Raw genomic sequence first — 12,622 nt, forward strand, 5'->3', positions numbered from 1 at the left:
TTTTTTCAGTTTTGGTTTATTGCAGTTCGTAGGCGCAACCAGCGTCATTCCTAGGGGGAGTTAAAGGAGCAAAGATCTGAAATGATTTCGTTGTTGCGCTGTTCGTAGATTTTAAGCAATTGGCAACAGCAATTGTGGACATTGGTAAATCTGTGTGGGCAATCGGTGGACACTGAAAAGAAAAAGGACTTAGCATTTCTGCTAAGTCCTTGTTTTATTTGGGGCGGCGTCATCTGAATTTCAATCGTATCCATCTGATTTTAAATGATATTGTTGATTTAAAAGCTAATTAATGCACCTATTAATGTACCTAAAAACTTTTTGCATAAAAATTACCCTAAATTTGGGCGAACATTGTATTGAAGTTTTTAGGATGTTGGTGAAACCGAATATGCCCTTTACGATTCAGTTTTACACGTCCTTGGAAAGGTGGGGTAATGTAGCCCCAGTTCCCTACGCGAGAAAAGTACAGCACATAGTCAATCTTATCCTTCAGCCATTGGGCATCCACTTCAGTATTTTCATCATTGGTTTGCAGTGACTTTACCTGAATAGGATAAAACTGTCTGCCATCTGAGATAAGTAAATCCGTTTTACTGCCATGGTCAGTAAGTGCATAGCAGCCGTCAGCATGTAAGACGCTACCGAAATGCAGAAATGCTCTCAATTACACTTTCAGGTTTACATTTAACTATCTGTTTTAAAATATTAATTTAATATTTTGATATTAGCGTAGTGATTAAGGCCATACTTATATCCATGTGAACTGATAAATATATCCATAATTATGTTCATATTGCTATCCAATTGTGTGGCCGTAAATCATTTATCTATATGAAAAAATGGATGTTTTATTAATTATTCCTAGGGCTATAGTTTTAAGTGTCATCACATTTGGAGCATTAACATGAACACATCAGCACATGCGATTCAGAGAATGGGTCAACGTGGAGTAAATCAATTTATGGTCGATTTGGTCATGGAGTTTGGATGCTGTGAATATCATAAAGGCTGTGAAATATATCTCATGACGAAGTCTTCTTGTCGGGAGGTTAATGATTATCCTGGCCATCAGTTTGCAAAGCAATTGTTATCAAAAATAATTGGGGTTTATGTTGTTATAAGCGGCGATACAATATTAACTGTTGCACGAAAAAACAAGCATTTCAAAAATAATAGAAAGTAATAATATAAGGAGTAGTAGATATGAATAGTGAAAATAAACCCAATGTCATAGATTCCAAAGAATCATTTCGTGGTGAAAAGATTAATGCAGAAAAGCTTCAGTATATGGAGCTGGATAGCAAGGATATGGCTCAAAAAGAAAGAGTTATCAGTAATAAGTTTAAGAGTTTTATAGGAAAAATCCCCTCTAATGATAGAAGATTAATGGCCTACAGATTTAACTCTATAGCTTCTAAATATGAGTTGACAGCATCCAAGGTTGATTTTTCAAAAGACTATGGGAGCGAACAGGCATTTAATGTTGATTTCTCCAGGTGTCGTTTAAATAGCATCGATAATAAGAAGAAAAGGATCACTGGTGATAAATCAATTTGGCTTAGATTTATTAATTATTTACAAATAAAAATGAGCAGCGATAGACGTTACGTTTCATTGGACCGACTGTTAAGTGAGATTCTTAAAGGCACTAATTTTTTAGGTGGTAAAGAGAAGCTAGGTTTGACAGAGATGATTGAAGATCAAGTTTACAATATGGCAGACAGAGTTGATGAGAAATATGACTTGATTCCATTTTATAAAGAGGTAGCAAGATTACAAGTAGAGTATTTTATTGGAAATGGTACTCTTTTAGAAAAGGACATAAACTTTGCTGGTATTGACCTTTTTAGTCTAACTCCAAATCAATTGTTTTATTCAGTTGAGAAATTGGATTCAGATTTTCTCGATAAACCATTATCTTCATTGTCAAAAAAAGAGTGGAATAAGATAGTTGTTGATGATTTAGGTTTGAATATATTGAGCAACTTTTATCATGAACTACTTAAATTTGGCTATGTTCAAGGTAATGAGTCCGAAGGTGTAGACGAGGATGAATATTTACCTGAAGAATTCGACCTTGACAGACTAAGCCGGAGTTCATTGCGAGCTTTGTTAGACTACTTTGCTACACAATTGGAAATTGCAGAGATATCCGAATTAAAATTTAAATTTTTTCAAGAAAGGGATTGGGTGTTGTTGAGTGAATGCATACTTGAGGTCTTTGTTTTTAAGAAGGTAGGCGGCTATTTGCATATGTTTGAATTTCGGATATCTAAGTATTTTGAAATTGCTGAGGAAGATTCGACCATAGTTAAGAAGATAGCCAATTATGGCGCTGGAGAGGATTTTTTTCTGAAACAATTTCCTCACATGCTAATAGGTATATGCGAATATGATATATTGGATAATCCTAGCCAATATGTTTCTACATCTAAACATGCGCAAGAATTAGCCAACTTATTGAGTTTAGCTAGAGAATTATCTAGCCAAAGAAAAGATGTTCCTGATGATTATTATGGATTATTGTATTTTGTTCTAATTCCAGACCTAAATAACGGACGAATGCTGCCTTGTTTTTTTTCTGATATTGATGGTTTTTGCCTTTTAACTCTCAATGATTTTATTTATTCAAGTGTTGATGATTACGATGGCAAAGAAATCCCAGAATATAGATTTTTTACAGATATTGGTTCCAGTGGTTTTCCATCTGTAAGATTTTTTAAAGATGTTTTTCGTGAAAATTTTAAAATGATTATGGATGAGATGATGCTAACTGCTGAGTATTCTTTAAAGAAAAGTCCATATGTAAATAGATATTTGTCTTTTAATAAAGAGATTATAAATATGGAAAGATATTTTGAGAGTTATTCAAAACCAATATTGTAGGAGTGAATTATGGATGCTAAATTTGACGCGTTATTAAAAGGTTTTTATTCAGAGGCTAACTTGGTTTGTGGTTCTGAGGGGGTGTTCCAATCGATTTTTTATCATGAGGCCAGGAAGTATTTTGATCAAAGTCAGATCTGGCGAGAACAATCAGTCAATGGCGGCGCTATCGATTTTTGTATTGACAGTGGTGAAAAGATATTTGCCATTGAGATTAAAGCGGGTGCAAATGGTCATCGAAATTCCTTAGCTAAGATGAAAGAAGTTGAAAGTAAAGGTAAAGGACTTAGTCACGATCTCAGTAAACTACAGCTTTTTGCTTCAGAATCTACCAAACCTGTTGAAACTTGGTTGATTTGTGTTGACTTATCTCCATTGGGAATAGCATTTAACAAAAATGATATAATTTACTATTCCGAGCTTGCATCCTCATATGGAGCAAATTTTTCATATGCCTCACAGTTAGAAAGTTTATTTTATTGCTGGTATGAAAATGGAAAACGTTGCATAGAATTAAATTATTCTAATTCTGAGAGCGTTTCATCTATACAGGATTTACTTTCGTCAGGTAGGTTTTGGTCTCAGTTTTTTGATGAGACGGTTTCTGACTTTGGGCCTGAGTGTTCTCACGTTGGGTTACTTTATCATCATCTTAGAAAAAGTGGACTTAACCATAATCAAGTTGCGGTTGAAATATTTTTTAACTGTAATAAGTATGGCGATAGAAAATATAGAATACCGGATCTTGCTATTTTTGATCGACGTTTTAATGCACAGTTTCAGCTCTATGGTGATAGTAAGAAAATAGTCAAGAATGATCAGTTCAAGCTACCTAGTTTGGTATCAGTTATTGAGTTCAAAGGAGGAAGTTCATTTATATCAAAGCCTCTAAGTGAACGAGAGAGACTGATTGAGGCTGATATTGATAAGATGTTAAGTTACATCATTCCAAACATCAAAATTGCCTCACTGTCATTTAGTAGGGACTCTGCGCAATCTAAACCAATATATATACTTGTTGTGACTGACTTTGACAAAAGACTTGAACTAATTATTTTTAACTTAAGACAGCGAGTAGGTGGTAAAATAGATATTCGCTGGATAGGCGATTATTTATAGTGCGATATATACTGGAGCTTTGGTCTTTAAGGGAAGTAACTAAACCGTTTGCTGAACAGTTGCTTCCCTGTGTTCTATTACGCAGATATGGAGTATTTAGCAACTGTTTTGTAAAAATGGTTTTGGTGTCTCTCTGGTATATTGAGGTACACCAACTATCTCGGCTCCAAATCCCGCGCAAGGTCTGCGTTTGTCCGCGCCAATCCATGTGTGTTTGATTAATTTTAAATATCTATCCCATTGTCTTAAATCAAATAACTCAGGTTCACGGCTACCTGAATCAATTTCTTTGTGCGAGAATCAAAAGACATTCCAACCCATGGATGATAGTGGAAGCCTACTAATGCAAAAAGCCTTGTTAACCGAAGCCGATATCATTTCCAAGTTCATTTTACCAGCCATCAAGCAAGCAGGATGGAACGATATGACGCAAATCCGTCAAGAGGTAAAACTTCGAGATGGTAAAGTGATTGTTCGTGGTCAGGTGGCTGCAAGGCGCAAAGTAAAATCAGCCGACATAGTGCTTTATCACAAGCCATCCATGCCACTGGCTGTCATAGAGGCCAAGGCCAACAAGCACGAAATTGGCAAGGGAATGCAACAGGGGCTGGATTATGCAGCCTTACTGGAAGTGCCCTTCATATTTGCCTCTAACGGCGACGGTTTTATTTTTCACGATAAAACCAATCCAACAGCCCTCGAAACCACCATCACCCTCGAAGATTTTCCCACACCGGCGCAGCTGTGGGACAAGTACTGCACTTGGAAGGGATACAAGACAGAGCATTTGCCGGTTATCACACAGGATTATTATCCTGATAGCAACGGTAAGGCGCCGCGCTATTATCAGCTTCAAGCCATCAATAAAACCGTTGAGGCTGTTGCAGCAGGGCAGGACAGAGTGCTTTTAGTTATGGCAACTGGCACAGGGAAAACATACACAGCCTTTCAAATCATCTGGCGCTTGTGGAAGTCCCGCGCTAAAAAACGCATCCTGTTTCTTGCTGACCGCAACATCCTAGTCGATCAAACTAAAACCAATGATTTTCAACCCTTTGGTACGTCCATGACCAAGGTTAGTGGCAGAACTGTAGACCCTGCCTACGAAATACATCTCGCGCTTTATCAGGCGCTAACAGGCCCAGAAGAAAGCCAAAAAGCGTATAAACAAGTTGCCCCAGATTTTTTTGATCTTATCGTAGTGGACGAGTGTCACCGCGGTAGCGCCGCCGAAGACAGTGCCTGGCGTGAAATACTCGAATATTTCTCCGCTGCGACTCAAATTGGCCTTACCGCTACCCCAAAAGAAACTGATGAAGTCTCCAACACCGAATACTTTGGTGATCCTGTGTATACCTATTCACTCAAGCAGGGCATTGAAGATGGTTTCCTTGCACCATACAAGGTGATCCGCGTCGATATTGATGTGGACGTTCAGGGATGGCGCCCAAACAAAGGCCAATTGGATAAAGCTGGGCACGAAATCGAAGACCGCATTTACAACCAAAAGGACATGGACCGTACCCTGGTCATTGATGAACGCACCGAGCTGGTCGCTAAAACCATCACCCAATATTTGCAGCGCACCGACCCCATGGCCAAAACCATAGTGTTCTGTAATGACATCGATCATGCGGAACGCATGCGCCGCGCCTTGGTAAACCTCAATCCTAAGCAAGTGGCCAAAAACGATAAATACATCATGAAGATCACCGGTGATGATGAAATCGGCAAAGGCCAATTGGATAACTTCATCAATCCCAAAAAAGCCTATCCGGTCATTGCCACTACCTCAGAGCTGATGACCACCGGCGTCGATGCCAAAACCTGTAAGCTGGTGGTGCTCGACCAATCCATCCAGTCAATGACCAAGTTCAAGCAAATCATCGGCCGTGGCACCCGAATTGACGACAGATACAACAAATTGTGGTTCACCATTCTCGATTTCAAAAAGGCTACTGAACTCTTTGCCGACGAGCTCTTCGATGGTACCCCCGAGCGGGTTAAGCAGGTCAAGCCAGAGGACTTCGATACCGAAGAAGGTTTAAACAGCATCTCGGGAGATGATGTTGATGCAACCAGCGACGATCCCGCCTCAATCTTTGATGGTGAGGATATCGATCCCGGCTCGATTCAGGAGCCGCCATCCAGCTATCAGGTGGTGGGGGCAGGCAATAACAAGCAGGGCAACGATAGTGATTGGGAAAGTGAAGATAAAGTCCGCAAATTCCATGTTAACGGCGTGGACGTAAAAGCGCTGGCGGAGCGGGTACAGTATTACGACACTGATGGCAAACTGGTTACCGAGTCATTTAAAGATTACACCCGTAAAACCCTGTCTAAACAGTTTGCCTCTATGGACGAGTTTATCAAGTGCTGGCATGGCGCCGAGCGTAAGCAGGCCGTCATAGAAGAACTGGCAACTCTGGGGATCGTCTGGGAGCTCTTGGAGCAGGAGGTCGGCAAAGAAATGGACCCCTTCGACCTTATTTGCCATGTGGTGTACGATCAGCCGCCACTCACCCGCCGCGAGCGTGCCGAGCAGGTGAAAAAGCGCAACTATTTCACCAAATACTCAGATACCGCCCAGCAAGTGCTCCAAAGCCTACTTGATAAGTATGCCGACGTCGGAGTACAGGAGATTGAAAACCGTCAGGTATTGAAGGTGGCCCCCTTTACTGAGTTGGGACGCCCTATGGAAATTGTGAAAAAGAGCTTTGGGGATGTCGCTGATTACGAGCAGGCTATCAGCGAACTTGAGGCCGCTATCTATCAATCGGTGGGGTAGTTTAACTGCCTATGTGATTGACTTTTCTGCCCTGACATCAAGCTCAACAGAAATTTGCCTCATGACCTCGGTCATTTCATCACTTAAGCAGGTGTGAGGTACATAGCGGCTTTTAATGTACCCAAGTTGCAATGCCTCAAAGCCTGGCTGCTCAGCCAGTATCTCAAGGTATTGATCCAGAATCTCTTCAGGTGTCGTCTTGCGGCTCAGCTGCTTTTTTATTTTTTCTGCAAACTTGCGATCTTCATCGGCATCACTTACGCCCAAATCACCACAGTCATCTATATAAAGCGCTTCGTAAACCAGCCCAGCAAAATTCGGAATACTCAGCCCTAACTTGCTCAATAGCTCTTTAATTTGCTTTTGTTTTTGTGCTGTCCCCATTTGTCCCCGATCCCTATGCGATTCTGTGCCTGTCTTAGCGAAGACACCCATTTAACTCATTAAAGGAATTGATTATGTCCAACAATAAAACCCCAATGACACCCGCAGCCGCTGCTCGTATTCAGTCTGGTACCGCCAAGCAGAATGGTGGCCAAGTTCCTAAAGGTTCTTTCGCTGCCCGCGCCCAAAGCGGAGCAGCAAAAAACCAAAATGCCGGTAAATAAGGAGACAGTGATGACAAAATCGCCTGCTAATGCGCCAGCAAAGCCTCAGCCAAACCCCAATTACCCAAGCAAGACGGGTAATCCATCCGGCCCTGGGCGTGGTAACACGCCCAAAAAATAATCTGAACTGATAAAACAAAGGCCTGCACATGATGTAGGCCTTTTTACTCTTTAGATTAACTGCAGTTGTGGGCATTTAGCCGAAGTGCGGCCTTAAAATTGTCGATATTTTTTTGTGCCTCGCGATAGCTCAATTGTTTTTGAGTTTCTTTCATCGCGCATAAACACACCTTACGTTTATCCTGATACCTGCTGGTGGAAAGCAGGTTATTACTGCCATTAACGCAGCTGTCCAAAAAGGCATATTCCACATCCAACGGATAACGATCGGCATTGTCGTGCAATAGGTGGTCTTTGCCCGTATGAACACCAAAAACTACGCCAACAACAAGGGTCCCGGTAGCAATCCATTTGCGCTTTGAAAATTTATAGCCCTTATAGTCCTTCTCACACTTTTTACAGCGGATATGTTCTGCATACTCTATTTCGTTATCGTGTCGGCAGTGGGGGCATTCAATGATCATCGTGTCTCACGTTCGTCCATGTTAATGAGTTGTAGTGACGCGCATTTAAGCACAAAGACTTATTCCTTAACAGTCCTTGTTATCTAGAGACATTGATTTTGTGATGTATGTTATTAACTATTTGCTATAAGGCGATTTTTTATTCACGCTATCCAATTATATTGCTCGTAAATATCCCCTCAATTCGTGTATTGACGCCACTAATTTGCTACTATCCCAAGCATTTTCCGGTATTCAGGTATTTCTCTCATGTCCATCAGTTCCGTTATCAAATCCATCCAAGACATCATGCGTAAAGACGCCGGCGTCGATGGCGATGCCCAGCGTCTTGGTCAGTTGTCGTGGCTACTGTTTCTTAAAATATTTGATGCGCAGGAACAAGAACTGGAATTTGAGCAGGGCGATTACCGTTTACCTATACCCAGTGAATACCTGTGGCGCAACTGGGCCGAAGACAAAGAAGGCATCACCGGTGATGAGCTGCTGGAGTTCATCAACAACGAGCTGTTTGTTGACCTCAAAAACCTAACCGCCCCGAAAGACACCAACCCCCGTGGTTATGTGGTGAAAGAAGCCTTCAGCGATGCCTTCAACTACATGAAAAATGGCACCCTGCTGCGCCAGGTGATCAACAAGCTCAACGAGGTCGATTTTACCGACTCCAGCGAGCGCCATCTGTTTGGCGACATCTACGAGCAAATTCTGCGCGACTTGCAAAGCGCTGGTAATGCCGGTGAGTTCTATACCCCTCGCGCCGTCACCAAGTTTATGGTTAATCGCATTAACCCAAAGCTTGGCGAAAAAATCATGGACCCGGCCTGCGGCACCGGTGGCTTTTTGGCCTGCGCGGTCGAGCACCTGAAAGCCCAGGTAAATACCGCCGCCGAGCATCAGTTACTGCAGCAGCAAATCCATGGCGTTGAGAAAAAGCAGCTGCCGCACCTATTGTGTACCACCAACATGCTGTTGCACGGCATCGAGGTGCCGGTGCAAATCAAACACGGCAATACCTTAAGCCAGCCGCTGTCCAGCTGGGATAACGATGTCGATGTCATCATCACCAACCCGCCCTTTGGCGGCACCGAAGAAGACGGCATCGAAAAGAACTTCCCGGCCGACATGCAAACCCGCGAAACCGCCGATCTGTTCCTGCAGCTCATCATCGAGGTGCTGAAAGATGGCAGCGCCAGCAATGGCAAAGGCGGCCGCGCCGCCGTGGTCCTGCCCGACGGCACCCTGTTTGGCGAAGGCGTTAAAACCAAAATCAAAAAGCTGCTCTGTGACAGCTGCAACCTGCACACCATAGTGCGCCTGCCAAACGGCGTGTTTAACCCCTACACCGGCATCAAAACCAATATTCTGTTCTTCACCAAGGGAGCGCCCACCAAAGACGTCTGGTTCTACGAGCACCCCTATCCGGAAGGCGTTAAAAACTACAGCAAAACCAAGCCGATGAAGTTTGAAGAGTTTGAAGCCGAAATCCAGTGGTGGGGCGACGAGGCCGACGGCTTTGCCGCCCGGGTCGAGAATGAGCATGCCTGGAAGGTCAGTATCGACACCCTTATCGAGCGTAACTTCAACCTCGATATCAAAAACCCCCATGTCGGAGAGGTCGAAAGCCACGACCCGGACGAACTGCTTGCCCGTTTTGCCGCCCAGCAGCAGCAGATAAGCGCGCTGCGCACCCAGCTGAAAGATATTCTCGGTAAGGCGCTTAGCGCCGGCACTCAGGGAGAGTTCAACTGATGTCAGTCGAGAACTTGATAACCGAGCATATCGATATCTGGACTTCAGCTATTCAAGCCAAGTCCGCCTCCGGCCGTGGCAGTGGCAAAAAGCTTGAGCTGTACGGTATCAAAAAGCTGCGCGAGCTGATTTTGGCGCTGGCCGTGCGCGGCAAGCTGGTGCCACAGGATCCAACCGACGAACCCGCGTCTGTGCTGCTGGCGCGGATCGCCGCCGAAAAGACGCGGCTGGTGAAAGAGGGCAAGATTAAAAAGCCCAAGGCGTTGCCAGAGATTGGTGAAGACGAGAAGCCGTTTGCGCTGCCGGTGGGGTGGGAGTGGGTAAAGTTAGGGGAAATCGGCCATGATCACGGTCAGAAGACGCCTGACTCTTTATTTACGTACATTGATGTGGGCGCAATTAATAAAGAAATGGGCTTTATTGATTCACCGACAGTAATTTCAGCTACCGACGCACCATCTAGGGCAAGAAAAATTGTAAAGTCTGGAACCGTTATTTATTCGACAATTAGACCTTACCTTTTAAACATAGCTGTAATTGATAGGGATATATCGCCAGAGCCAATTGCGAGTACCGCATTTGCAATCATTCATCCATTTGAAGGTATTTTAAGCAGTTATGTCTATAGATATCTGCGCTCCCCTTGTTTTGTCAGTTATGTTGAAAATGTCCAAACCGGAGTCGCTTATCCGGCCATTAATGATAAGCAGTTTTTTAATGGGATAATTCCTATACCTCCAACAGAAGAACAACACCGCATCGTTGCTAAAGTGGATGAGTTGATGGCGTTGTGCGACCAGCTCGAGCTGCAAACCGACGCCAGCATCGAGGCCCACCAGCAGCTGGTCACCGTCCTGTTGGACTCTTTATTGTTGCCTCCGGCAACGGCTGAGGGCTCTTTACAGTCGCCTTCGGCAACGGCTGAGGGCTCGCTTATAAATTCTGCTGCCGATGACTTCCTGGCCAACTGGGCCCGCATCAGCGACCACTTCGACACCCTGTTTACCACCGAGGCCAGCATCGACGCCTTAAAGCAGACCATACTGCAACTGGCCGTCATGGGTAAGCTTGTGCCCCAAGACCCAAATGACGAACCTGCATCTGTGTTGCTGGAGCGCATCGCCGCCGAAAAAGCGCGTTTGGTGAAAGAGAAGAAAATCAAAAAAGACAAACCGCTCCCCGCCATCACCGACGACGAAAAGCCTTTCTCCCTGCCCAAAGGCTGGGAGTGGTGCCGTTTTGAGGATGTAGTAGATATCCAGAGTGGCATTACAAAAGGGAGAAAGCTCGTAGGTCGAGAGCTTAAAACGATCCCCTATCTCAGCGTAGCAAATGTTCAACGTGGTTATTTGAGTCTTGAAAACGTAAAGGAAATCGATTTACCTGTTGATGAGCTGGAAAAGTACGCTGTAGAAAAAGGAGATTTGCTGATTACCGAGGGGGGGGATTGGGATAAAGTTGGGCGTACAGCTATTTGGCGCTCTGAATTGCCGTATATGGCTCATCAAAACCATGTTTTTAAAGCAAGACCCTTCCTTAGTGAGCAGAGTGAAACTTGGCTAGAAATGTATCTTAATGGTCCTTTTGCTAGAGATTATTTTGCAGGTTCAAGCAAACAGACTACGAATCTTGCCTCGATAAACAAAACCCAGTTACGTGCTTGTCTAATTGCCGTGCCTCCAGCAGGGGAGAAGCAACAGATAACAGCAAAAGTCGATGAGTTAATGGCCATCTGCGACCAACTCAAACAACGCCTCAGCGACAGTCAGCAAACCCAGCTCAAGCTCACCGATGCGCTGGTGGACGGAGCTCTTGCCTGATGCCCTACAGCAAACCCTGGCTCAGTTACCAAGCCCAGCTTGACCAGCTGAAAGCCCGTGGTATGACGGTGACAGATGAACCATCTGCCCTCGATTATCTTGAGCGTATCGGGTACTACCGCTTGAGTGGCTACTGGTATCCGATGCGTGAGCGCAGTGGCGAGCTGGTGCTGCTGAGTGAGCAGGGCACCAGGCCCAAAAAGGTACGCCCAACCCGTTTGGCACTCGAGCATTTCAAACCCGGCTGCCGTTTTGTGGATGCAGTAGAACTGTACGTGTTCGATAAGCGCTTGCGTATGCTGGCAATGGATGCGCTGGAGCGGATTGAAATTGCCATCAGGGTCGATATTTCCCACACCCTTGGCGAGCAGGACCCGTTTGCGTACCTTAAGCCCGAATTTCTGTTTGCGGATTTCTGCCATAAACTGGACCCTCAAACAGGCGTAAGTGAACACCACAGTTGGCTGGGTAATCACGCCAGGCTGATTGGCCGCTCCAAGGAAGAGTTTGTTAAACACAATAAAGCGCGCTACGGCTTGCCCTTGCCAATTTGGGTCGCCTGTGAAGTGTGGGACTTTGGCACCATGTCTACCCTGTATGCGGGCATGACCGAGGCCGATCAGGACCGCATTTCGGCCGCCTATGGGGTATCCAACGGCCGGGTATTTGCCAGTTGGCTGCGAAGCCTTAACTATTTGCGTAATGTGTGCGCCCATCACAGCCGCTTGTGGAATCGCAACATGAGCGACCAGCCCAGATTGCCCCCAGAGGCGGAGCTGAATTGGGTGGCGGCTTACCATGGCAATGCTCACCGGTTGGCGCGTTGCTATTTATTGTTGAGAATTTGCCAGCATTTGCTTGCCCAGATTAACCCCAACTCCACCTGGCCAGAACGGATGCGGAATCACTTGCAGTCATTTCCCAATCTTGACCATCTTGGGCTCAACTTATTTGGCATGGGAGCCCCGCAAAACTGGCTGGATGATTGGTAATAAGTGATTGAAATAAAAGGTAGATAATAAAAAACCCCTGAGCAGTTCTGCTACTAGGTAGCGTCACCGACAGGGG

Annotated in this window: 11 protein-coding genes; 8 read left to right on the plus strand and 3 right to left on the minus strand. The window is 44.6% G+C overall.

The window, feature by feature from the left end; translation table 11 throughout:
* Positions 1-337 precede the first annotated feature (337 nt).
* Entirely contained in the window at positions 338-667 is a 330-nt protein-coding gene (locus B5P39_RS03965) for a hypothetical protein (RefSeq protein WP_217895738.1), read from the minus strand.
* A 240-nt stretch (positions 668-907) separates the two neighbouring features.
* Between B5P39_RS03965 and B5P39_RS03970 the strand changes: the two genes are divergently transcribed.
* The 4 genes from B5P39_RS03970 (at position 908) to hsdR (ending at position 6,796) form a co-directional block, all read left to right on the plus strand.
* Positions 908-1,186: a hypothetical protein gene (locus B5P39_RS03970; protein WP_088210546.1), complete on the plus strand. Its 279-nt coding sequence runs from the start codon at positions 908-910 to the stop codon at positions 1,184-1,186.
* Positions 1,187-1,206: 20 nt separating this feature from the next.
* The gene (locus B5P39_RS03975) at positions 1,207-2,889 is read left to right on the plus strand and encodes a hypothetical protein (protein ID WP_088210547.1); all 1,683 of its coding nucleotides are present in this window, start codon (positions 1,207-1,209) and stop codon (positions 2,887-2,889) included.
* 9 nt (positions 2,890-2,898) lie between these two features.
* Positions 2,899-4,008 carry a hypothetical protein gene (locus B5P39_RS03980; protein ID WP_088210548.1) on the plus strand — a complete coding sequence of 370 codons (1,110 nt, stop codon included), beginning with the start codon at positions 2,899-2,901 and terminating at the stop codon, positions 4,006-4,008.
* A gap of 319 nt (positions 4,009-4,327) precedes the next feature.
* Complete coding sequence (gene hsdR / locus B5P39_RS03985) at positions 4,328-6,796, plus strand: EcoAI/FtnUII family type I restriction enzme subunit R (protein WP_176399856.1); 2,469 nt, start codon at positions 4,328-4,330, stop codon at positions 6,794-6,796.
* 9 nt (positions 6,797-6,805) lie between these two features.
* Here hsdR and B5P39_RS03990 read toward each other — a convergent pair whose 3' ends face one another.
* Entirely contained in the window at positions 6,806-7,180 is a 375-nt protein-coding gene (locus B5P39_RS03990) for an elongation factor Ts (protein ID WP_140418321.1), read from the minus strand.
* A 74-nt stretch (positions 7,181-7,254) separates the two neighbouring features.
* On the opposite strand from B5P39_RS03990, the gene B5P39_RS03995 reads away from it, so the two are divergent.
* On the plus strand, positions 7,255-7,404 hold the full coding sequence (locus B5P39_RS03995) for a hypothetical protein (protein ID WP_011626831.1): 150 nt from the start codon (positions 7,255-7,257) through the stop codon (positions 7,402-7,404).
* A gap of 176 nt (positions 7,405-7,580) precedes the next feature.
* Here B5P39_RS03995 and B5P39_RS04005 read toward each other — a convergent pair whose 3' ends face one another.
* Entirely contained in the window at positions 7,581-7,988 is a 408-nt protein-coding gene (locus tag B5P39_RS04005; protein ID WP_088210551.1) for a hypothetical protein, read from the minus strand.
* Positions 7,989-8,237: 249 nt separating this feature from the next.
* On the opposite strand from B5P39_RS04005, the gene B5P39_RS04010 reads away from it, so the two are divergent.
* Genes B5P39_RS04010 through B5P39_RS04020 form a run of 3 tightly spaced genes read left to right on the plus strand, consistent with a single transcriptional unit; the run spans position 8,238 to position 12,546 of the window.
* Positions 8,238-9,734, plus strand: a complete 1,497-nt coding sequence (locus B5P39_RS04010) for a type I restriction-modification system subunit M (RefSeq protein ID WP_088210552.1) — start codon at positions 8,238-8,240, stop codon at positions 9,732-9,734.
* Positions 9,734-11,554 (plus strand): restriction endonuclease subunit S, encoded by a 1,821-nt coding sequence (locus B5P39_RS04015; protein WP_088210553.1) that lies wholly within the window; start codon positions 9,734-9,736, stop codon positions 11,552-11,554. The genes B5P39_RS04010 and B5P39_RS04015 overlap by 1 nt, the downstream gene beginning before the upstream one ends.
* Positions 11,554-12,546 (plus strand): Abi family protein, encoded by a 993-nt coding sequence (locus B5P39_RS04020; protein WP_088210554.1) that lies wholly within the window; start codon positions 11,554-11,556, stop codon positions 12,544-12,546. The genes B5P39_RS04015 and B5P39_RS04020 overlap by 1 nt, the downstream gene beginning before the upstream one ends.
* Positions 12,547-12,622 lie beyond the last annotated feature (76 nt).

The sequence above is a fragment of the Shewanella sp. Shew256 genome (assembly GCF_002196695.1).
GTDB lineage: Bacteria > Pseudomonadota > Gammaproteobacteria > Enterobacterales > Shewanellaceae > Shewanella > Shewanella mangrovisoli.